Below are 22,150 nucleotides of genomic sequence, written 5' to 3'. Positions count from 1 at the left end.
CGCCATGAGCACACTTGCACACAAGCACAAGACGCTGGAACGCAATGTTAGCCTGCTCGGCCTGTTCGCCTTCCTCGCCGTGATCGTCGGCGGGCTGGTGGAGATCGTGCCGCTGTTCTGGGTGAAGACCACGGTCGAAAAGGTTGAGGGTGTGCGCCCCTATACTCCGCTGGAACTGGCCGGGCGCAACATCTACATCCGCGAGGGCTGCTATGTCTGCCACAGCCAGATGGTCCGCCCCTTCCGCGACGAGGTGGAACGCTATGGCCACTACAGCCTGGCGGCGGAAAGCATGTACGACCACCCGTTCCAGTGGGGCAGCAAGCGTACCGGGCCGGATCTCGCCCGCGTCGGCGGCAAGTATTCCGATGAGTGGCATGTACAGCATCTCGCCGATCCGCGCAGCGTGGTGCCCGAATCGATCATGCCGCCCTATGCCTTCCTGAAGGACCGGCCGCTCAACGCGGGCGATATGACCGGGCACCTCACCGCCCTGTCCCGCGTCGGCGTGCCATACAGCAAGGAGGCGATTGCGGCAGCGAACGCGGACCTCCTCGCCCAGGCAGACCCGGAGGCGGACAGCGCAGACCTGCTGAAGCGCTATCCCAAGGCGCAGGCGCGCGATTATGACGGCGACCCCAAGACCCTGACAGAGATGGACGCGCTCGTCGCCTATCTCCAGATGCTCGGCACCCTGGTCGATTTCCGCGCCGCCGCAGGGCAGGAGCAGCCGAGATGAGCGACTATGACGCCCTGCGCCACTTTGCCGACAGCTGGGGGCTGGTGTTCATGGCGATCACCTTCCTGGTCCTCGCCGCCTGGCCCTTCCTTCCCGGCTCGCGCGACCGCAACCGCGCCGCCGCCCATATGATCTTCGATGAGGAGCACGACGATGGCTGAGAACAAGCGCATCGACCACCCGACCGGTACCGAGACCGTCGGCCACGAATGGGACGGCATCGAGGAGCTGAACACGCCGCTGCCGCGCTGGTGGCTGTGGACCTTCTACGCGACCGTCGCCTTCGCGATCGGCTATTGCGTGGTGTATCCCACCATCCCCTCGGCGAACGGCGCGCCGGGCGGCAACCTCAAATGGTCGAGCCGTGAGGAACTGGAAAAGACGCTGGCGGCCCGGCAGGCAGAGCTTAAGCCCATCCACGCCGCCCTCGCCGCGACCGACATCTCGGCCCTGCCCGGCAAGCCGGAGCTGATGCAACAGGCGATTGCGGGTGGCGCTGCGGCCTTCAAGGTCCACTGCGTGCAGTGCCATGGATCCGGCGCGGCGGGCGCCAAGGGTTATCCCAACCTCAATGACGACGACTGGCTGTGGGGCGGCGACCTCGCCACTCTCGAGAAAACCATTGCGGACGGCATCCGCCAGCCGGAGCATGACGCGACGCGTTTCTCGCAGATGCCCGCCTTCGGGCGCGACGGTATCCTCCAGCCCGCGCAGGTGGAAGACGTCACCTCTTATGTACGCACCCTGTCGGGTCAGGAGGGGATGAGCGCATCGGCGCGGCGCGGCCAGGCCCTGTTCGCCGCCAACTGCGTGGTGTGCCACGGGCCGGACGGCAAGGGTAGCCGCACGGTCGGCGCACCCAACCTGACGGACGGGATATGGCTCTATGGCGGAGACCGCGACACGATCCGCCAGACCATCACCAACAGCCGCTATGGCGTGATGCCCGCCTGGAACCTTCACCTCGATACGGTGACGATCCGCATGCTGGCCGCCTATGTCCATTCGCTCGGCGGTGGCGAGGCGGCTCCCGCCCCGGCGCCCGCGCCAGCAGGCGCAACGGCAGCGGCGACTCCGGCGGAAACAGCCAATGGCGGAGGCTGACCCGGATATCACCGACTCGCCTCTGGGCCAGTACCAGAAGCGCAAGAGCGTGTTCCCCAAGGCGGTGGACGGCACGTTCCGCCGCCTGAAATGGGCGATCATGGTCGTGACGCTGACGATCTATTACGTCACGCCTTGGCTGCGGTGGGACCGCGGACCTTATGCGCCGGATCAGGCCGTGTTGGTCGACCTCGCCCACCGCCGCTTCTTCATGTTCGACATCGAAATCTGGCCGCATGAATTCTATTTCGTCGCCGGGCTGCTGGTGATGGCGGGAATAGGACTGTTCCTCGTCACATCCGCCGTGGGGCGGGCATGGTGCGGCTATGCCTGCCCCCAAACGGTGTGGACGGACCTGTTCCAGCATATCGAGCGCGCGGTGGATGGAGACCGCAACGCCGCGATCCGCCTGCAAAACGCGCCGTGGGGGGTATCCAAGATCGCGCGGCGCCTGCTCAAATGGAGCATCTGGCTCGCCGTTGCTATGGGCACCGGCGGCGCATGGATCTTTTACTTCGCGGATGCGCCGACGCTGATGCACGACTTCCTTCACGGCACCGCTGCACCGGTCGCCTATATGACGGTCTTCGTGCTGACGATGACCACTTTCATCTTCGGCGGCTTCATGCGCGAGCAGGTGTGCATCTATATGTGCCCGTGGCCGCGCATCCAGACGGCGATGATGGACGAGAAGTCGCTGCTCGTCACCTACCGTCACTGGCGCGGCGAACCGCGCGGGAGCCTCAAGCAGGCACAGGCGGCAGCCAAGACCGGGGCCGGCACGATCGGCGACTGTATAGACTGCAACCAGTGCGTCGCCGTCTGCCCCACCGGCATCGATATCCGCCAGGGGCCGCAGATCGGCTGCATTACCTGCGCCTTGTGCATCGATGCGTGCGACACGGTAATGGCGCAGGTCGGGCGGCCGCGCGGCCTCATTGACTATGTGACCTTCGAGGACGCGACCAGAGAGCAAGCGGGCCAGCCGACGACGCCGGTCCTGAAGACGTTATTCCGCCCGCGCACGCTCGCCTATTTCGCGATCTGGGGCGGCATCGGCCTTGCGCTGCTGTTCGCGCTCGGCAACCGCACCCGGCTCGATATCAGCGCGCAGCATGATCGCAACCCCCTGTTCGTGCGCATGTCGGACGGATCGGTGCGCAACGCCTACACCGTGAAACTGCGCAATATGGAGAGCCGCCCGCGCACCGTTCGTGTTCATATGGAAGGCGTGCCGCAGGCCAGCATGTGGCTGGGCGAGACCGGCAGCCGCGAGGCCGCGTCCCGCGCCTTCGAGGTAAAGCTGTCACCGGACGCGGTGACCAAATTGCGGCTGTTCGTGGTTTCGCCTGCGGGCGATGGCAGCAGGCAGGAATTTGCGCTCGTCGTTCAGGCAAATGACGATGCAGCGCCGAGCGACCGGCATGATCTGGTGCTCGAACGTGGAGGAGAGTAGGACGATGCACAACAGCAAGACGGCCCGGCGCTTCACCGGTCATCATATGGCGGCGATCCTCATCGGCTTTTTCGCGGTCGTCATCGCGGTAAACGTCACCATGGCGCGCTATGCCACCAGCACCTTCGGCGGCACTGTGGTCGACAACAGCTATGTCGCCAGCCAGAAGTTCAACCGCTGGCTGGCCGAGGCACGGCGCGAGAAGGCGCTGGGCTGGGCCGTGTCCGCTCCCATGCGCGACGAAAGCAGCCACATCGTCTTCCGCCTGAAAGACGCTGGCGGGGAACCGCTCGGCGGCGCGGGGCTGACGGTGCGGGCAGAGCATCCGCTGGGCCGCGCGCCAGAGCAGGCTCTGCGCTTCATCGAGACCGCGCCCGGAACATATCGCAGCACCGGGCCACTGCCCGATGGCCGCTGGAAGCTGCGCATTCACATCACACGCAGCGCAGACACACTCGACATCGCCGGAGAGGTGTACTGACATGAACCACCTCGCCCACCCCACGGACTTCACCACGCCTGAGCGCCATCTGGAGGATAGCCGCTTTGCAGTGCCCGGCATGCGCTGCGCCGGGTGCATCTCCAAGCTCGAAAGCGGCATCGGCCTGCTGCCCGGGGTGGCGGCGGCGCGCGTCAACTTCTCGGCCAAGCAGCTCGCCGTCTCGCATGACGACAGCATAGACGACCGCGCGCTGATCGCGGAAATCGGCAAGCTCGGCTTCGATGCGCAACCCTTGAGCGTCAACCCGCTCGGCACCGATCATGAAGAGCGCAAGCGCCTCACCCGCGCGCTCGGCGTTTCGGGCTTCGGCATGATGAACATCATGCTGCTTTCCGTCTCGATCTGGTCCGGCGCGGCGGACATCACGCGCGATCTGTTCCATTGGCTCTCCGCGATGATTGCGGTGCCGGTGGTGGCCTATGCGGGCCGCCCGTTCTTCAGCTCCGCACTGATGGTGCTGCGACACGGGCGGACCAACATGGACGTGCCGATCTCGATTGGCGTCATACTCGCCACAGGCATGAGTCTCTACGAAACCATGCTCGGGGGGCGCGAGGCCTATTTCGAAGGCGCGGTAATGCTGCTCTTCTTTCTGCTCGCCGGGCGCGTGCTCGATGCGATGATGCGAGACAGGGCGCGCGCCGGGATCGAGGCACTGCTGCGCAATCAGGCCCCCGGCGCGCTCGTGATCGGGGCGACGGGTGCAACCCGCTGGGTCAAGGCGGCGGACCTGCAAGCGGGAGAGCGGATGCTGGTCGCGGCTGGCGAAAACCTCGCGGCGGATGGTATCATCGAGGACGGCGAGACGATGTGCGACCTCTCGCTCATCAGCGGCGAAAGCGCGCCACAGCCCCGCGCGGTGGGAGACACGGTGCTGGCAGGCTCCGTAAACCTCTCCGCCCCCGTCACGGTGCGCATCACCGCCGCCGGGCCGGATACGATAATCGCCGACATCGCCCGCCTGATGGACGAAGCGGGCCAGTCACGCGGGCGCTATGTGCGCATCGCCGATCGCGCGGCCAAGCTTTACGCCCCGGCCGTACACAGCCTCGCCGCTCTCTCCTGCGCGGGCTGGCTGATAGCTGGCGCGGGCTGGCATCAGGCGCTCACCATCGCCACCGCCGTGCTCATCATCACCTGCCCCTGCGCGCTGGGCCTCGCGGTGCCGGTGTCGCAGGTCGTGGCGGCGGGCGCGCTGATGCGGCGGGGCATATTGGTGAAGGACGGCAGCGCGCTCGAACGCTTCGCGAAGGTCGATCGCGTGCTGTTCGACAAGACCGGAACTTTGACGCTGGGCCGCATGACCCCGCTCAACCTCGATGCGTTGGCGGCGGAGGAACAATCCGTCGCGCTCGCCCTCGCGCAGTCGAGCCGCCACCCGATTTCGCGCGCACTGCACAGCGCACTTTCGGCGCGCGGCGTGGTAGCTGCTACGGTCGAGCAGATCGGCGAGGAACAGGGCGTCGGCGTTCACGGGCTGTGGCGCGGTCAGCGCGTTGCGCTGGAGCGGCCGAGCGGCCAGATCGCGGCGACGGGGGCCACCACCCGCTTCGTCATCGGCGCGCGCCATGTCGACCTCAGCTTCACCGATGCATTGCGCCCGGATGCACGCGAGGCCGTCACCCGCCTGGGGCTGATCGGTACGCCCGCCTCCATCATCTCGGGAGACCGGACGGAAGCCGTTGGGACGGTCGCGCACCAGCTCGGCCTTACCGCGCAGGCACGCGCCCTGCCGCAAGACAAGATTGCGGCGATCAGGCGCCTCCAGGCCGGTGGGCATCAGGTGCTTATGGTCGGCGATGGCCTCAACGACGGCCCGGCGCTGGCAGCGGCAAACGCCTCGCTCGCGCCCGGTTCGGCCACCGACATGGGCCAGCAGGCTGCGGACGCAGTGTTCACCGGCGACTCGCTTTCCGCCGTGCCGGTCATGATAGCGGCGGCGCGGCGCACGATGCGCGTGGTGAAGGAGAATTTTGTGCTCGCCATCGGCTATAATGTGCTCGCCGTGCCGCTGGCAATCGCCGGCGTCGTCACGCCGCTGATCGCGGCCATCGCCATGTCCACGTCCTCGGTCATCGTCATCGCCAACGCCCTGCGGCTCAAGAGGTGCGCACAATGAACGGCCTTCTCCTCCTCATTCCCATTGCGCTGGGCCTCGGCCTCAGCGGGCTGGGAGCGTTCCTGTGGGCCATGAACGATGGCCAGTTCGATGATCCGGACGGCGCGGCCATGCGTATCCTGATCGATGATGAGGGCCACGGCGATGTCGGCGCTTGAGGGTGCCACCGCCTGTTGCGCCGCGCTGATGCTGGCGGCCAGCCCGATCACCGGCGCATGCAATGCGCGCGTGATGGCGCTGTGCACAGGTGATGGGCAAACGCGCACAATGCTGGTGTGGGATGATGGGCCCGCGCCCAGCGGCCCGCAGCAGCAGCCGTCGCAAGGCAAAGCCTGCCATGCCTGCCTGCCCGATAAGCGCAAGCCGCAATCGGGCCAGCTCGACACAGATACGGACATATAAAAAGGCCGCCTTCCGATGGTGGAAGGCGGCCCTTGGTTTTCCGCACTGCGTGCGTGATCGTCAGAAGCGATAGCTTACGCCCGCGCTCAGCACCCAGGGATCGAGCTTATGACGGGTGGACAGGGCCTCCACCCCTCCCGCCGTCAGCCAGTGTGCGACCGGGCGCACGAAATAGCGTTTGGCGTCTAGCGACAGACCGAAGCCGTTCGCGCCCAGCGGCACATCGACGCCCGCCTGCAGCACAGCCCCGACCTTGTCGTCGATCTTCAGCTTCGGCGCGCCCAGTGCCGTGGTCGTGGTGCCGGACTTCTCACTGATGAAGATGAAATAGGTCGGCCCTGCGCCTATATAGGGCTTGATCGGGCCGAGCGGCATGTGCGCCTTCAATGTCACGGTGGCGGGCAGGATCTTGACCGTGCGCACCAGGTTGGTGCCGGCCAGCGCGCCCGCGCCATTGATATGATGCGCCGTCAGGCAGCAGATGGTCTCGACCGAGAAATTGGGTGACAGGAAATATTCGACCGCCAGCGTCGGCACCACGTTGTCGCTGGCCTTGGCCTGTGTGCCTGCCGGAGCGCCGACAGCATTGCTGCGCACCTTGCTGATCTTGCCATCCGGCAGAACCGCGGTGCCGAGCAGCTTGACCTGCAATTTTCCGGCGTCGTCCTGCGCGATCGTCTGTGCAGGTGCTGCGAACATCGCCAGTGCTGCGATGCCAGACAAGTATTTGATTTTTAAATTCATTTCTGCGTCTCCATACCTGTTGGATGGCCGGGCTGCTTCTCCCACGGTCCATGCCGCATGTGCAGCATTCGCGGTCTGCGATCCTTGATTGGGCGCAAATCGCAATTTGATCTTGAGCAAGGAAAAAGCCGTGGAAACCCCCCAATGATGCGGCGCATGTGGACCCACTATCCGGACCTGCTGCAACGCCCCGTCCCGCGCTACACGAGCTACCCCACCGCCGCCGACTTCAACGACAGCGTCGGGCCGGAAGCGGTAGCCGAGGCGCTGCGGCTGATCGGCCCGGGCACGGCGCTCTCGCTCTATGTCCACATTCCGTTCTGCGAGGAGATTTGCTGGTACTGCGGCTGCAACACCGCAAGGGCCGGCAAGCAGTCCCGCCTCTCCGCCTATCTCGAAGCGCTCTATCGCGAGGTCGAAATGATATCCGGCCTCCTCGAAGGGCGCGGGCGGGTGCGTCGGATATCCTTTGGCGGGGGCAGCCCCAATGCGCTCGATCCGCTCGATTTCGTGCGGCTACTGGGCGACCTCACCGTCGCGTTCGGCGCCGAGGAGCCGTTGATCTCGCTGGAGCTGGATCCGCGCCGCCTCACTCCCGGCTGGCTGCGGGTGATAGAGGCCGCGCGCGTCACCAATGCCAGCCTCGGCGTCCAGACGTTCGACCCTGCCGTGCAGCAGGCGATCGGGCGCGTCCAGCCGCTCGACGTCATCACCACGTTGGCTCGGCGCTTGCGCGACGCGGGCGTCAAGTCGCTCAACGTCGACCTCATGTACGGGCTCCCCGGGCAGGATCTCACCAGTCTTATCGACACCGTGCGCCTCGCCGCAGAGATGCGACCAGACCGCATTGCGCTGTTCGGCTATGCCCATGTCCCGGGCGTGATCGCCCGCCAGCGCCGCATCGACGCCTCGGCCCTCCCTGACGAAGCCGAGCGCTTCCTGATGGCGAATGTCGGCCATGACTATTTGCTCACGCAGGGCTATCGCCCCGTCGGGTTCGATCATTTCGCGCTGCCGCCGGACCCAGTGGCGATGGCCGCCCGCACGCACAGGCTTCATCGCAACTTCCAGGGATTCACAGACGACGACGCAGAGCATCTGATCGGCCTCGGCGCATCGGCGATCAGCGAATTTCCTGGCCTCTATGCGCAGAACGCCAAAAATGTCGGCGCCTATCGCGCCGCCATTTCCTCCGGGCAGCTGCCCGTGGAGCGCGGTGTTCGGCGTGACGCCGAGAGCCGGGCCTGCGGCGCGCTCATCAGCGCCATTCTCTGCCACGGCGAGGCCACCCTGCCGCCGAGCATCACCACGGAGCAAAAGGACCAGCTTGACCGCTTTGCCCAACGCGGCCTGATATCGACAGCCAGCGGCATCGTCCGCCTGAAGCCCGCAGCCGCACCCTATGCCCGCACCATCGCCGCGATCTTCGACCCGCGTCTGGCTGACCACCACCAGAGGTTCAGCGCACCAGTATAGGCGCTCACTCCTAACGTCTGCATTATGGTTAACGGCTTTTTAGGGATAAGCCGCAATAACCGCAGCTAATTGTGCAGGACTGGGGATATCGCTGACCATGGGCAAGCCTCTCGAAACGATGTTCATGAACGCGAAGCGCTGCGCCAGGCGGGGTGAGTTCGAATCCGCCCAGCAGATTTATGAAGCGGTGCTGCTGGAATTTCCGAAGAACGTCCGCGCGCGCCAGGGTCTGGAGGCGCTCCGCAAGGCACGGGGCGAGGCCGTCGCGCTCGACGGCGCGCCCCCGCCGCAGGATACCGATCATTTCCTCGCATTGCTGAATGCGGGGCGGCTGGAGGAAGCGCTTTCTGTGGGTGAAGCGCTGATCGAGAGCTACCCGCGCTCGGTATTGCTGCACGATGGCGTGGGCCGGATCCATTACGCCTGCAAAAATCTGGAGAGCGCCGCAGCGTCCTTCCGCAACGCCGTTGCCGTAAGTCCGGATTGCGCAGAAGCGCACTATAATCTCGCCCGCGTGTTGCAGGATTTGGGTAAGGAAGACGACGCGCTGGCGAGCTATGAGGCTGCCATTGCTCACAAGCCGGATTATGCGGACGCCTATAACAATCTCGGCGCGCTTTATGTCGCACGGGGCGCCCCTCACGAAGCGATAGCCGCGCTACAGGGTGTACTCAAGCTGAGGCCCGATTACATCGACGCCTACATCAATCTCGGCAACGCGTTCCGCGACATCGGCAACAACAATACTGCGGTCGCCTATTACAAACAGGCGCTTGCCCTTCAGCCGACCAGCGCAACGGCGCACTTCAACCTTGGCCGTTTGTATAATGATCAAGGTAAAAAGGGTGAGGCCATCATGGCGCTGGAGCGCGCGATCGTTCACGCACCGGACAATGCCGAGGCCCATCGCGAGCTTGCCAATATATTGCTCGGCTTTGACCTGCGTGATGAGGCGATATTGTCTTTCGATCGGGCCATCGCCGCCGACCCGAACGATGACCTCGCCTGGTGCGCGAAACTCCATCAGCAGGCGCAGATGTGCGACTGGGAGGCGATTGCCTCGGCGGCGGACCGCATACCGACATTGGGCAAAACGGCGGTCTGGGGCATGCTATCTCTGGAAGATGACCCCGCGAGGCACAGGACACGTTCGGAATGTGCCGCAGCGATGATAAAAGGAAACATCAAGCGCCATCCTTTCGTGCCTTCAGCGTCCGACCCAGGGAAAAAGATACGCATCGGCTATTTTTCTGCCGACTTCTGGAGCCACGCGGTCATGCACTTGATTGCCCGGCTGTTCGAAATGCACGACCGGTCGCGCTTCGAGGTTCACGCCTTCTCTTACGGCAAGCAGGTCCACGACGCGATGCACGAGCGGCTGGTGGGCGCAGTGGACGTTTTCCATCAGATCGACCATTTCGACGACGGGGCCATAGCCGCGCGCGCCCGCGAGTGCGGCATAGATATTGCTGTGGACCTGATGGGCCACACCAAAGGGAAGCGCTTGGGCATATTCGCATATGGCGCGGCACCGATACAGATCAGCTATCTCGGCTATCCGGGCACATCAGGCGCGGACTTCATCGATTATATGATCGCCGATGCGGTCACTATCCCTCAGGAGCGGCGGGCGCATTATTCCGAAAATATGCTGTATATGCCGCATTGCTATCAGCCGAACGACAATTGCCGCGAAATTTCCGCACGTCCCTTCACCCGCGCGGACATGGGCCTGCCGGAAGATGCGTTCGTTTTTGCCTGCTTCAACAGCAGCTACAAGATCACGCCGGAAGAGTTCGATATCTGGATGCGCCTGCTCGAACAGGTGGAAGGCAGCGTGCTCTGGCTCTATAAGGCGAATCGCTGGGCCGAGGCCAATCTGCGCAAGGAGGCAGAGCGGCGTGGCGTAGACCCGGCCCGCGTCATTTTCGCCGAGCCGATGCCGGTTGACGAGCACCTTGCCCGCCAGCATCTGGCCGACCTGTTTCTCGACACGTTCAACGTCAACGCCCACACTACCGCGAGTGATGCCCTGTGGGGCGGCCTGCCGCTGCTGACGCGAATGGGCAAAGGCTTTGCTGCGCGCGTGGCGGGCAGCCTGCTGCATGCTGTGGGCCTGCCGGAGCTGGCGGTCGAAACCTCGGAGGCCTATGAGGCCAAGGCGCTGGAGCTGGCGACCAACCCCCAGAAGCTGAAAGAGCTGCGCGAGCGCCTTGCCGCCAATCGCCTCTCCAGCCCCCTGTTCGATACCGAGCGCTTCGTCCGCAACATTGAGGCAGGCTATCTCGCCGCTTATGATCGCTTTTGCAAAGGGCAGGCTCCGGACGACATCAGGATTGTTGCATAAGGACTATGGCAGGCATCGCTCCCGCTGTCTGACCTGATCTTATCTTCGTCCGCGAACGCCTGCTAATCCGGCCACTGGTCGTTGGCCTTCAGCACCATGCCCGCCAGATAGAGCGAGCCGGTGATGAGCAGCGGTGAGCCTGGCTCCGTCTGGCAAATATAGTCTGCCGCCGCGCCAAGATCGGCATGGGCGGTGTGCGCTATGCCCCACTGATCCGCCAAAGCCGCGAATGCCTCTGCTCCGTAATGCGCATGACCGTCTACCGGCACGCTGTGGATCGCGCAGATATGCGCCTTCAACGGCGCGAGGAAGCCCGCCATGTCCTTGTTCGCCAGCATGCCGACGAGCAGAGTGAGCTTATTGCCGCCCGCCGGCTCGGCGTCGAAAAAGCGAGCGATGGCTTCACCGGCCGCCGGATTATGCCCGCCATCAAGCCAGATAGCCCGCTCCGCTCCAAGCCGCTCCACCAGCGGCCCTTGGCTTAGCCGTTGCAGCCGCGCGGGCCAGTGCGCCCAGAGCGGCGCGGCATGGAGCGCGGCTTCGCCAATCCGCAGCGCCTGCTGGTGGCGCAGCATTGCTAGGGCGAGCGCAAGGTTGATCACCTGATGCGGCCCGGCCAGACGCGGCAGCGGCGTGTCGATACGTCCCGCGTCATCGCGATAATGCAGGCGCTCGCGATAGGGTGCGGCATCCCACGCATTTTTCATCGGCAGCCAGCGCGCACCTGCTGCTGCCGCCTTTTCCGCGATCACGGCAGCGATATGCGGCTCGTAATCCAGCGTGACGAGCGGGGCACCCGTCTTGGCTATGCCCGCTTTCTCCGCTGCTATGGTCTTGAGGTCGGTCCCCAGAAACGCCTCGTGATCCATGCCGAGCTGCGCGATGCCGCAAACCGCAGGCGTGGGGATCACATTTGTGGCATCCAGCCTGCCGCCCAGACCAACCTCGATGATGCAGGCATCGGCCGGATGCTCGGCAAAGGCGAGGAATGCGGCGGCGGTCGTCGCCTCAAAGAAGCTGGGGCTGATGTCGCCCGCAACATCCAGCACGCGCTGAAGATATGCGGCAAGGCGGGTGTCGTCGATCAGGCTGTCGTTCAGGCGGATACGCTCGTTGAAGCGCACAAGATGCGGTGAGGTATAGGCGTGAACGCTATACCCCTCGGCCTGCAATGCCGCGCGCAGGAATGCGCAGGTGGAGCCTTTGCCGTTGGTCCCGGCGACATGGAAGACCGGCGGCAGGGAGAGGTGCGGGTTGCCAAGATTTGCAAGGAGCCGCGTGATCCGGTCCAGCCCGAGCACATCCGCGCCGGGAGAAAGGCTGGCGAGCCGATCCAGCTGCGCCTGAACGGCAGGGTCATCGGAAACGGCGTGATCAGCCATCAGAGGCGACCAAAATTCAGCCCATGCGGGCCTGCGAAAGCCGACTTTCTGCGCTTCCGGTGCTCACGTACCTTTAAGTACGCTGCGCTCCGGTTCTCGAAACTCACCATTCTCGGCTCCACCTGAACTGAATTTCGGTCGCCTCTATCGACACAGCGGAAGTTTACGCCGCCTTTTTCGGCATCAGATAGCATGCCACCTGCGCGATCCGTTTCTTCAGCTCCTTGCGGTGCACCACCATGTCGATCATGCCGTGGGCGAGGAGATATTCGGCGCGCTGGAACCCTTCGGGGAGCTTTTCGCGGATCGTACTCTCGATCACGCGCTGGCCGGCGAAACCGATCAGCGCGTTCGGTTCCGCGATCTGAATGTCGCCGAGCATCGCATAGCTGGCCGTCACACCGCCGGTAGTGGGGTCGGTCAGCACCACGATATAGGGCAGGCCAGCCTCGTGCAGCTTCTGGATCGCCACCGTCGCGCGCGGCATCTGCATCAGCGAAAGGATGCCCTCCTGCATGCGCGCACCGCCCGCCGCCGTGAAAATCACATAGGGGCATTTGCGCGCGATTGCTTCCTCCACGCCCTGAACAAACGCCGCGCCAACCGCGACGCCCATCGATCCGCCCATATAGGCGAAGTTCTGAACGCCCATGACGATCGGCTGGCCATCGACAGTGCCGCAGGCGTTGATAAGGGCGTCATGATCGCCGGTGGCGGCGCGCGCCTGCTTGATGCGGTCGGTATATTTCTTGCTGTCGCGGAACTTGAGCGGGTCTTCCTTCACCTGAGGGACCGCCATGGTCTTGACGCTGCCCTCGTCGAGGATTTGCGCAAACCGCTCCTTCGGGCCGATGCGGCCATGATGATCGCACTTCGGGCAGACCGACAAATTCTCCTCCCACTCGCGGGTGAAGATCATCTGATGGCAACCGGGACACTTTTGCCACAGCGTATCAGCGCTGGTTTCCTTCTTGGCGATGAAGGGGATTGCCTTGCGGACGCGGCTGAGCCAGCTCATCGGGCAGGTTCCTTTGCGTTGAGGGCCGCGCGCAGCGAGCCGACATATTGCTTCACATGAGGGGCGGCAGCGGCACCATGCTGGCCGACGATCTCGACAATCGCCGAGCCAACCACAACGCCATCCGCGACGCGCCCGATGGCGGCTGCCTGTTCTGGCGTGCGGACGCCAAAGCCGACGGCAATGGGCAGATCGGTGCCGGATTTCAGATGCTCAACCGCCTGCTCGATGCTTGCCTGCGCCGCCTGCTGCTTGCCGGTGATGCCCGCGACCGAGACATAATAGAGGAAGCCGCCAGACCCTTGCAGCACCGCGGGCAGGCGGGCGACATCCGTCGTCGGTGTGGCTAGGCGGATGAGGTGGACGCCTGCTGCGCGCAGGGCGGGGCCGAGCTCGGCGTCTTCTTCGGGCGGGATGTCGACGCAGATCACGCCATCGACGCCCGCAGCCCTGGCTTGCGCCGCAAACCACTCCGCCCCGCGCCGGATCATCGGATTGGCATAGCCCATCAGGATCAGCGGGATAAGGGGATGGCGTTGCCTGAAGGCACCCGCGATGGCGAAGATGTCCGCCGTCTTTGTCCCCGCTCCAAGGCTGCGCAGATTGGCGAGCTGGATCGCGGTGCCATCGGCCATCGGATCGGTGAACGGCATACCCAGCTCGATGAGGTCCGCGCCGCCTTCGACCAGCGCATCGAGCACGGCGGCGGTGTCTTGCGGCGTCGGATCGCCGCCGGTGACAAAGGTGACGAGCGCTGCGCGCCCTTCGGCGCGCGCATGGGCGAAGGCATCGGCGATGCGGTCGCTCATATCTCCACCCCCAGCGCCTTGGCGACGGTGAAGATGTCCTTGTCTCCCCGGCCAGAGAGGTTCACCGCGATGATCTGGTCCTTGCCCATTTGCGGCGCTAGTTTTTCCAGAGCGGCGAGGGCGTGGGCGCTCTCGAGGGCGGGGATGATGCCTTCGAGGCGGCAGAGTTTCTGAAACGCCTCGAGCGCCTCGTCGTCGGTGACGGAGACATAGCGCGCGCGGCCGATTTCATGCAGCCAGGCATGTTCCGGGCCAATGCCAGGATAATCGAGGCCCGCCGAAATGCTGTGCGCGTCAGTAATCTGGCCGTCCTCATCCTGTAGCAGGAAGGTCTTGTTCCCATGGAGCACGCCCGGCGCGCCGCCCGCGATGCTGGCTGCGTGATGCCCGTCGCCCAGCTCTATGCCGCGCCCCGCCGCCTCCACGCCGACGATCGCAACCTCCGGATCATCAAGGAACGGGTGGAACATGCCGATGGCATTCGATCCGCCGCCAACGCAAGCCAGCACCATATCGGGCAGGCGGCCCTCAGCCTCCATCATTTGCGCTCGGGTTTCCTTGCCGATCACGCTCTGGAAATCCCGCACCAGTTCAGGGTAAGGATGCGGCCCGGCGACGGTGCCGATGATGTAGAAAGTGTCGTGCACATTCGCGACCCAGTCGCGCAGCGCCTCGTTCATCGCATCCTTCAAGGTGGCGGTGCCGCTCTCCACCGCGCGCACTTCCGCGCCCAACAGCTTCATGCGGAACACATTGGGCTGCTGGCGCGCGACATCGACCGCGCCCATGAAGATGGTGCAGGGGATATTGAACAGCGCGGCGACGGTCGCGGTGGCGACGCCATGCTGGCCCGCGCCCGTCTCCGCGATGATCCGCGTCTTGCCCATGCGCTTCGCGAGCAAGATCTGGCCGATGCAGTTGTTGATCTTGTGCGCGCCGGTGTGATTGAGCTCCTCGCGCTTCAGGTAAATCTTCGCGCCGCCGAGGTCTTCCGTCAGGCGCTGCGCGAAATAAAGCGGGTTGGGGCGCCCTACATATTGGCGGAGAAGATACTGGTACTCTTGCTCGAAGGCGGGGTCCGCCTTGGCGCGGCGATATTCCTTTTCCAGCTCCAGAATGAGCGGCATCAGCGTTTCGGCGACATAGCGCCCGCCGAACTGGCCAAAATGGCCGCGATCATCGGGCTGGCTGCGAAGAGAATTTGGCAACGGGTTGGGAACAGTCATGGCAATACTCGTTTTATGGCACGGTGGGGCAGTCGCTTCGATCCGGGTGGGAGAGCGATCAACGCCATCGTGTCGGCAGGAATCCTGATACGTCCGTTGTCATGACACAGCCGCTTTGCAGAAGGCGGCGATTTTGTCCACATCCTTGATGCCCGGTGCGCTTTCCACGCCAGAGGAAACATCGACAAGCGGCGCGCGGGTGATGCGGATGGCTTCCGCCACATTCGCGGGGTCAAGCCCTCCCGAAAGCCCCCAGGGGCCAGGCGCGCGATAGCCGGAGAGCAGGTTCCAGTCGAAGCGCAGGCCCATGCCGCCTGGCAGGTCTGCATGATCAGGAGTCTTGGCATCAAACAGGATAAGGTCCGCCAGCTGCGCATAGGAGGCGGCGCTGGCGATATCGGATGCGGTCTTTACCGGGATAGCCTTCCACAGCTTCAGCGCGGGGAAGCGCGATCGGATGGCGGCGAGCCGCTGGGGCGGTTCGTGCCCATGGAGCTGAAGCGCATCAAGCCGACCGGCCTGTATCAGCTGGTCTACAAGGGCGTCGTCCGGGTTCACAACGACGCCCACCTTCATCACATGATCCGGCACGCGCGCGGCAATTTGCGCCAGTCGTTCGGCTTCCACATGACGCGGGCTTTTGGAGAAATGGACGAAACCGACATGACTCGCGCCCGCCTTCAGTGCCGCATCGAGCGTTTCCGGCGTCGATAGGCCGCAGATCTTGATGGCGATTCGGGGCATGATCGGCGCGGTTTACCGGCCTAGCTGCTCAAGGGAAAGCGCCTAGAGTTTTTTCCAGGCGTGTCATGAACAGTGGAGGGTCGTGCGGCACTATGAAATCGAGACCCCACGCCGCCTCGCGATAGCCGCGGCGGATATAATAGGCGATCAGCTCGGGACGACAGTCGATCACCGTCATTGTCATCGTCTTCGCGCCAAGGCGGCGGCGCGCCATATTCTCCGCAGCGGCAAGCAGCGCGCGGCCCCGCCCTCCCCGCTGCATGGCGGGATCGATACAGAACAGGCCAAGATAGACTTCGCCCGCGCCCTTGTCTGTCAACTGCACGGAGCCGATTATTGCGCCGTCTCGCTCCGCGATAAGCAGCAGTGAGGTTGGATCCTCGACAATTGCTACCAGTGCTGCCTGCGTAATCCGTTCATCGTCGAGCAGATCCGCCTCGTGCGTCCAGCCTGTGCGGGCGCTGTCTCCGCGATAGGCGCGCTGGATCACGGCGTGGAGCGCAGAGATATCTGCATGCTCGGCAGGGCGGACCGCGACTGTCGTCCTGCTCACAAGGTGGCCTCGATCTCCCGCGCTGCCATGTCCGGATCCTTGGCCTGAGATATTGGCCGCCCGACGACGATGATCGATGCGCCCGCATCAATGGCCGCGCGCGGCGTGACGGCCCGCTTCTGGTCGCCCATCGCGCCTCCGGCCGGGCGGACCCCGGGCACGACAAAGAAACCGCCGGGCCAGCGTTTGCGAATCAGGCCAACCTCCTCGCCCGAACAGACGATACCATCCAGCCCAGCGTCCTGCGCGAGGTCAGCCAAACGCTCCACCTGCGCGGCGGCGTTGCGGGCAACGCCGATCTCGTTGAGGTCGCTGGCATCAAGGCTGGTAAGCACCGTCACCGCCACCACCTTGGTATGAACCCCGGCCGCCGCCTTGGCGTCTTCCAGCATCGCCCGCCCTCCGGCGGCGTGGACGGTCAGAATTGCTGGCTCCAACACGTGCAGTGCCTGCACGGCCTTCGCCACAGTGTTGGGGATGTCGTGCAGCTTGAGGTCGAGGAAGATGGGCAGGCCGATCTTCGCCATTTCGTGCACGCCATGATGCCCGTTGGCGCAGAAGAATTCGAGGCCGAGCTTGATGCCGCCGACATGCCTGTGGACGCTCTTTGCGAGATTTTGCGCTCGGGCGAGGTCTGGCGTGTCGATAGCAACGTAGATCGGGCTGGTCATGGCTGTTCCGATGAAGGGGCGAGGGAAGCAGGGGCGCCGGGCATGGCTGGATCGGTGGCGCGCTGCTGCGTGGTGATGCTCTCGAGCGCCCGCTCCGCGCTGGCAAGCCGACGCCGCAAGCGCCATTTGACCGCGCTGCCCCACGCCCAAGTCGGCACCAATCCCAGCAGAAAAGCGAACAGGATCAGGATCGGTAGCCTCGCCTCCATCACCGCATCGCCCCACAGCTTTACCGCGACACGGCCAGGAATGATCGGCGCTGCCGCCTCCCAGTTCGCCTTAGTGAACAGCGCGAGCGCCACGGCTACCACTACCCAGAAAATGGTTCTCAGCATCTGCATGCCATATCCTCATGCGCAACTGCGGCAAGAGCTTAGGCGCATTCTGCGCGCTTTGCCAGAGCCGGATGACACGGCGACGCTGGACAGATGTTAGGACTGAGGGAAAATAAAACGGCCCGCCGCTTCCTCCGCCATGACCGGTTGCCGGCGGGAGGAAAGGGCGGGCCGAAGCCAGCTATGAAATTCGACCTGTGTCGATATTACATCAGCTTGTAGGTCAGCGGCAGGACAACTGCGGCCGCGCCACCCGGAGGGGCCGGAAGGGTGCCGACCTTGGTCGGCAGCGCCAGGGCTTCGCGATCCAGCACGGACGAGCCCGAGGGTGCGACAAGCTCGGTCTTCTCAACGGCGCCGGTGGCGCTGACATAGACCTTCACCTTCACGGTGCCCTCGTCGCCGCGCATTTGCGCCGCGCGGGGGTAGGTCTGCTTGGAAGCGATGGCGCGCGCAACGGCCTGCTGCCAGGCGGCGGGCTGAGCAAAAGCGGGGGTGGCGACTGCGGCGACAATGGCTGCGACCATGACTTTGCCTGCGTATTTCTTGAACATTATGCGTATTCCTTCCTGAGCTTCATTTTTCATGAAGATTGAACCGGTGACTTCCGTATAGGCCCAGGCCAATAAAATGCGCTTTACGGGCATGGTAAAATTGGCGTTAACCCTTGTAATATCTCCGTTACTCCAGCTGTCCGGGCTGACGGTTCACGGCTCGCAAAAAAGAACAGCCCGGCTTCCGTAAGGAGGCCGAGCCGTTCAAAGAGGCGTATCGTGACGGCTATCGCCGACGGGTTAAAATTCGGCCCAGTCGTCCTCGTCCATGCTCAGCGCGAGATTGCCATGGCTGGCAGGCGCGGACGCCACCTTGCGCGGGCTTGGGCCGCGTTCTTCATAGGATGGCGCGGAAACCCCCAGACCACCGGTATACCCGGCCGAACGGCCCAGCTCGAAGAACGAAAGCTGCTCGAACAGGCGCTCGGTCTCATCATTGAGATTGCGCGAGCTGGCGGTGCTCTCCTCCACCATCGCCGCGTTCTGCTGTGTGGCGGTATCCATGGCGGTGACCATGTCGGAGATTTCCGCAAGGCCGCTCGCCTGATGCGCCGCAGCTGCCGCAATCTCGTCCATGAGGTCTGAAACCTCGGTCACTTCCGTCACGATCTGGCGGAGCGCCTCACCGCTGTTTTCCACCAGCGACACGCCCTCGGTAATCTGCGAGCTGGAGGTGGCGACAAGCTGGCGGATCGAGTTCGCCGCCTCGGCGGACCGCTGAGCCAGGTGCCGCACCTCGGTCGCGACGACCGCGAAGCCAGCGCCCGACGCCCCGGCACGAGCCGCTTCCACGCCCGCATTGAGCGCGAGCAGGTTGGTCTGGAACGCCAAGCCGTCGATGGTCGAGATGATCTCGTTCATTTCCTTCGACGATGCCTGGATGTTGCGCATGGCAACGGCAGCGCGCTTGGCGGTTTCATCGACCTTTTCCGCCGATTCGCGGGCGACGGCAAGGCGGCTGCTGGTCTGGCGGGCATTGTCCGCCGCGACCTTCACCGAGCCGGTGAACTCGCCCAGAGTCTTCGAGGTGTGCGCCAGCGACTCGGCCTGACGCTCGGTACGCAGCGACAGATCGGACGATGCCTGCGCGATCTCGTTGGTGCCATTCTTGATCGTGTTGCAGCCATCGACGATCTGCATCATCGCATCCTGAAGATGCGACAGGGCGTCGTTATAGTCGTTGTAGAGCTTGGCGAGCGGACCATTGGCGTTCTCGTCCACGCGATGGGTGAGCTGGCCCTTGGCAAGAGCAGAGAGTCCCGCGCCGATGGCGTTGATCGTCTCTTCCGTTTCGCGGGCGCGGATTGCTTCGGCTTCGGCACGGCGCTTGTCGGCCTCGAACAGATCCTTGAAGCTGTCCAGAGCGCGGGCGAGGCTTCCCAGCTCGTCACTGCGCTTCATGCCGGGAATCTCTACCGAGAGATCGCCTTCCACCAGTAGGCCGACGGAGCCAGCCATTTTCTTGATCGGCTTGGCGATCGTCTGCATCAATATGGCCGACAGCAACAGCGTAACGACGAGGCCCAGACCGATAGCCCCGATCAGAGTTCTGCGGGATTCGGCATAAATGCTCTCACTCTTGGCGCTGATGGCCTGACCGCTTTTTTGACTATTGTCGATGAGCTGCAGGATCGAATCCTCGACGGTGTAGAACATGTCGAGCGACTCGCCTTCAAACATCATCGCGGCAGCCGGGTCATTGGCCTGTGCCAGTGCGATCAGCTGGTCGGTCTGCTGTTGATATTGCGCCCAATTGGTCTTCAGCGTGGCGAAGAGGTCCTTCTGCTCCTTGGTGGTGAGCAGCTTCTCATAATCGTCCATCATGCCCGAGATCGCGTTGCTGGCATTGCGGATCATCTTTTCCGCCTTTGCCTTGGATTCCGGCGTCGGCGCGGTAACAATGCCGCTTTGCTGAATGCGATATTGCGAGGTGTAGGCGTGAATGTCGCCAATCAGCTGCGTGGCAGGCAGCGTATTGGACCGCATTTCAGCGGAGAGCTTGTTCACCTCGCCTATTTTCATCATCGCGAAACCGCCGATGGCCGCAACGAGCGCCAGAAGCGCCACGAATGCGAACAGCATTTTCGCTGATATGGTTATACCCTTGGGCACGGCTTATATCCTTTACAAGAACCTCTTTGGAGGGGGTTCCTATCAGCTAAGCCTTGATATTTGGTAACTGCGCCCGAAACCATGGGAAAGCGGTCACTAGACCATGATCGTTTCAGGCTGAGTCGCCTGAAACGATCATGGTCTCATCCAAAGTAGGAGCCTGATCGCCTCATACACTATAGATGAGGCGCAATCCGGACTGCGGCTGGTGCAACAGAGGCGGTGAGGGAAGCATGCTACCCTATGAAAACAAACGATATTAATGATCCGTCAACCAATGCCGATTAGGGATAAGGGTCAAAGAGCGAAATGACGTTGGGGTCTAAATTTCGCTCGCCCACATCAAGAACGCCAAGCCATCCATCCTTGTTCTGAGGAGAGAGAGTCATGCCCGCGAACTACAACGCAAACAGCCAAGACCATGCCTTCGTGGACCTTACGGAGCAGAATTACAAAGTGTTCCCGAAGATCAGGTCTCTTGTCGAGCGTGCGGCGGATAAGGCGCTGAACAAGTTATATACGCGCATTGGCAGTCACCCTGTCACGGCATCGCTGATGCCCAACAAGGAGATCCGAGACCGCGCGGCAAGCGCCCAGTACCACCACTGGGTTCAGCTCTTTTCGGGCGAGTTCGACTCGGCAGCCAAGGCGCGGTCAGCCAATATCGGCGAGGTTCATGCCCGGGTGGGCCTTGCGCCTTCCTATTACATCGGCGGCTACGCGCTGGTTCTCGAAGAGATCATTGGCGCTGCCCTTTCCGGCGGCATCCACAAGCGCCTCAACGGGCGGGAGGTGGGCGCCATGATCGGCACGCTGGTCAAGACCGCGATGCTTGACATGGAGGCGGCCCTTTCAGCCTATTCTGCAGCCGAGCAGCGCGATCGCAATATGGTACTGGCGTCTGTCGGCGACGCGCTCGCCAAGGTCGCGGACTGCGATCTGCGTGCCCAGCTGAACGACTTGCCCGCAGGCTATACTACCCTGGCTGAAGACTTCCAATCGATGCGCCGCAGGATCAGCGACATCATCGAGCAGATCGCCGACACAGCCGATAATATCAACACCGGCTCCGGGCAGATCAGCGCGGCGGCGAACGACCTTGCCATGCGCACCGAGCAGCAATCCTCCGCGCTCGCCAGCACAACGGATGTCATGAAGGAAATCACCGAAGGCATGATCACCTGCGCCGCCAATGCCAAGCAGGTGAATCACAGCGTGGCGAATGCCAACACCGAGGCCTGCAAGGGCGGTGAGATCGTGGAGAGCGCGGTAACCGCGATGGACAAGATCAAGAGTTCGTCTGAGGAAATTGCGCAGATTACCGAGGTCATCGAAGGCATAGCCTTCCAGACCAATCTCCTCGCCCTCAATGCGGGTGTGGAGGCGGCGCGTGCCGGGGAAGCGGGCAAGGGCTTTGCCGTGGTAGCGAGCGAAGTACGCGCACTGGCGCACCGCACCACCGAGTCGGCGAAGAACATCAAGCAGCTCATCGCCAAATCCGGTACCGACGTGCACGAGGGCGTCGAACTCGTCGGACAGACCGGCAAGGCGCTGGAACAGATCATCCAGCAGGTACGCGAAGCCACCACGCAGGCGCAGGAGATTGCCGAATTTGCCGACAGGCAGGCAGACAGCCTCAAGCGCGTCAGCCGCTCAGTCGCTGAAATGGACGTTACAACCCAGCAGAATGCCGCGATGGTCGAGGAATCCAACGCCGCCTCCCGCGCACTCACCAACCAGGCGAACACGCTGAAGCAGCTGGTCGACAGGTTCCTGCTTGAGCGGCGCGAAAAGCTCCGTCCGGCGGGCGAGCAAGGGATGTGGAAGCGCGGCTTCAGCGGGCGGAAGGCAGCCTAA

22 protein-coding genes are annotated in these 22,150 nt (G+C 63.6%); 11 read left to right on the top strand and 11 right to left on the bottom strand.

The features are described from left to right. The first annotated feature begins 4 nt into the window (after window positions 1-4). From ccoO to OOT33_RS10735, 8 genes are read left to right on the top strand one after another with little or no spacing between them, the layout of a single operon-like run. On the top strand, window positions 5-739 hold the full coding sequence (gene ccoO, locus OOT33_RS10770; protein WP_307750025.1) for a cytochrome-c oxidase, cbb3-type subunit II: 735 nt from the start codon (window positions 5-7) through the stop codon (window positions 737-739). Further along, on the top strand, window positions 736-900 hold the full coding sequence (locus OOT33_RS10765; protein WP_307750024.1) for a CcoQ/FixQ family Cbb3-type cytochrome c oxidase assembly chaperone: 165 nt from the start codon (window positions 736-738) through the stop codon (window positions 898-900). Before ccoO ends, OOT33_RS10765 begins: the two co-directional genes overlap by 4 nt. Next, entirely contained in the window at window positions 893-1,843 is a 951-nt protein-coding gene (gene ccoP, locus OOT33_RS10760) for a cytochrome-c oxidase, cbb3-type subunit III (protein WP_307750023.1), read from the top strand. Before OOT33_RS10765 ends, ccoP begins: the two co-directional genes overlap by 8 nt. Continuing rightward, window positions 1,830-3,299: a cytochrome c oxidase accessory protein CcoG gene (gene ccoG / locus OOT33_RS10755; RefSeq protein WP_307750022.1), complete on the top strand. Its 1,470-nt coding sequence runs from the start codon at window positions 1,830-1,832 to the stop codon at window positions 3,297-3,299. The genes ccoP and ccoG overlap by 14 nt, the downstream gene beginning before the upstream one ends. Window positions 3,300-3,303: 4 nt before the next feature. Then, entirely contained in the window at window positions 3,304-3,780 is a 477-nt protein-coding gene (locus tag OOT33_RS10750) for a FixH family protein (protein WP_307750021.1), read from the top strand. A gap of 1 nt (window position 3,781) precedes the next feature. Then, window positions 3,782-5,920: a copper-translocating P-type ATPase gene (locus tag OOT33_RS10745; RefSeq protein ID WP_307750020.1), complete on the top strand. Its 2,139-nt coding sequence runs from the start codon at window positions 3,782-3,784 to the stop codon at window positions 5,918-5,920. Next, window positions 5,917-6,078 (top strand): cbb3-type cytochrome oxidase assembly protein CcoS, encoded by a 162-nt coding sequence (gene ccoS / locus OOT33_RS10740; RefSeq protein WP_307750019.1) that lies wholly within the window; start codon window positions 5,917-5,919, stop codon window positions 6,076-6,078. The genes OOT33_RS10745 and ccoS overlap by 4 nt, the downstream gene beginning before the upstream one ends. Then, window positions 6,065-6,322: a hypothetical protein gene (locus OOT33_RS10735; RefSeq protein ID WP_307750018.1), complete on the top strand. Its 258-nt coding sequence runs from the start codon at window positions 6,065-6,067 to the stop codon at window positions 6,320-6,322. Before ccoS ends, OOT33_RS10735 begins: the two co-directional genes overlap by 14 nt. A 60-nt stretch (window positions 6,323-6,382) precedes the next feature. Here OOT33_RS10735 and OOT33_RS10730 read toward each other — a convergent pair whose 3' ends face one another. Then, the gene (locus tag OOT33_RS10730) at window positions 6,383-7,066 is read right to left on the bottom strand and encodes an OmpW family outer membrane protein (protein ID WP_307750017.1); all 684 of its coding nucleotides are present in this window, start codon (window positions 7,064-7,066) and stop codon (window positions 6,383-6,385) included. Between the two features lie 156 nt (window positions 7,067-7,222). On the opposite strand from OOT33_RS10730, the gene hemN reads away from it, so the two are divergent. After that, complete coding sequence (gene hemN / locus OOT33_RS10725; RefSeq protein ID WP_307750016.1) at window positions 7,223-8,542, top strand: oxygen-independent coproporphyrinogen III oxidase; 1,320 nt, start codon at window positions 7,223-7,225, stop codon at window positions 8,540-8,542. A gap of 97 nt (window positions 8,543-8,639) precedes the next feature. Beyond that, window positions 8,640-10,889 carry a tetratricopeptide repeat protein gene (locus OOT33_RS10720; RefSeq protein ID WP_307750015.1) on the top strand — a complete coding sequence of 750 codons (2,250 nt, stop codon included), beginning with the start codon at window positions 8,640-8,642 and terminating at the stop codon, window positions 10,887-10,889. A 62-nt stretch (window positions 10,890-10,951) separates the two neighbouring features. On the opposite strand, the gene OOT33_RS10715 is transcribed toward OOT33_RS10720, so the two are convergent. From OOT33_RS10715 to OOT33_RS10670, 10 genes are all read right to left on the bottom strand, one after another. Further along, window positions 10,952-12,271, bottom strand: a complete 1,320-nt coding sequence (locus tag OOT33_RS10715) for a folylpolyglutamate synthase/dihydrofolate synthase family protein (RefSeq protein ID WP_307750014.1) — start codon at window positions 12,269-12,271, stop codon at window positions 10,952-10,954. Window positions 12,272-12,434: 163 nt separating this feature from the next. Beyond that, on the bottom strand, window positions 12,435-13,289 hold the full coding sequence (accD, locus tag OOT33_RS10710; RefSeq protein ID WP_307750013.1) for an acetyl-CoA carboxylase, carboxyltransferase subunit beta: 855 nt from the start codon (window positions 13,287-13,289) through the stop codon (window positions 12,435-12,437). Beyond that, window positions 13,286-14,098, bottom strand: coding sequence for a tryptophan synthase subunit alpha (trpA, locus tag OOT33_RS10705; protein ID WP_307750012.1), 813 nt, complete (start codon window positions 14,096-14,098; stop codon window positions 13,286-13,288). Before trpA ends, accD begins: the two co-directional genes overlap by 4 nt. Beyond that, window positions 14,095-15,324, bottom strand: a complete 1,230-nt coding sequence (trpB, locus tag OOT33_RS10700; protein WP_307750011.1) for a tryptophan synthase subunit beta — start codon at window positions 15,322-15,324, stop codon at window positions 14,095-14,097. Before trpB ends, trpA begins: the two co-directional genes overlap by 4 nt. Before the next feature lie 99 nt (window positions 15,325-15,423). Continuing rightward, the gene (locus OOT33_RS10695) at window positions 15,424-16,068 is read right to left on the bottom strand and encodes a phosphoribosylanthranilate isomerase (protein WP_307750010.1); all 645 of its coding nucleotides are present in this window, start codon (window positions 16,066-16,068) and stop codon (window positions 15,424-15,426) included. A gap of 28 nt (window positions 16,069-16,096) precedes the next feature. Next, window positions 16,097-16,621 (bottom strand): GNAT family N-acetyltransferase, encoded by a 525-nt coding sequence (locus tag OOT33_RS10690; RefSeq protein ID WP_307750009.1) that lies wholly within the window; start codon window positions 16,619-16,621, stop codon window positions 16,097-16,099. Further along, a complete protein-coding gene (pyrF, locus tag OOT33_RS10685; RefSeq protein WP_307750008.1) occupies window positions 16,618-17,292 on the bottom strand; it encodes an orotidine-5'-phosphate decarboxylase in 675 nt (224 codons plus the stop codon). Before pyrF ends, OOT33_RS10690 begins: the two co-directional genes overlap by 4 nt. Further along, a complete protein-coding gene (locus OOT33_RS10680) occupies window positions 17,289-17,633 on the bottom strand; it encodes a lipopolysaccharide assembly protein LapA domain-containing protein (RefSeq protein WP_307750007.1) in 345 nt (114 codons plus the stop codon). Before OOT33_RS10680 ends, pyrF begins: the two co-directional genes overlap by 4 nt. Before the next feature lie 200 nt (window positions 17,634-17,833). After that, complete coding sequence (locus OOT33_RS10675; protein WP_307750006.1) at window positions 17,834-18,181, bottom strand: TonB family protein; 348 nt, start codon at window positions 18,179-18,181, stop codon at window positions 17,834-17,836. A gap of 240 nt (window positions 18,182-18,421) precedes the next feature. After that, on the bottom strand, window positions 18,422-20,293 hold the full coding sequence (locus OOT33_RS10670) for a methyl-accepting chemotaxis protein (protein ID WP_307750005.1): 1,872 nt from the start codon (window positions 20,291-20,293) through the stop codon (window positions 18,422-18,424). 387 nt (window positions 20,294-20,680) lie between these two features. On the opposite strand from OOT33_RS10670, the gene OOT33_RS10665 reads away from it, so the two are divergent. After that, window positions 20,681-22,150: a methyl-accepting chemotaxis protein gene (locus OOT33_RS10665; protein WP_307750004.1), complete on the top strand. Its 1,470-nt coding sequence runs from the start codon at window positions 20,681-20,683 to the stop codon at window positions 22,148-22,150.

Origin of the sequence: Sphingobium sp. DEHP117, assembly GCF_030867385.1 — a bacterium.
Taxonomy (GTDB): Bacteria; Pseudomonadota; Alphaproteobacteria; order Sphingomonadales; family Sphingomonadaceae; genus Sphingobium.
The sequence above is the reverse complement of the archived record's forward strand: the minus strand, read 5'-3'. Positions and strand labels throughout refer to the sequence as shown.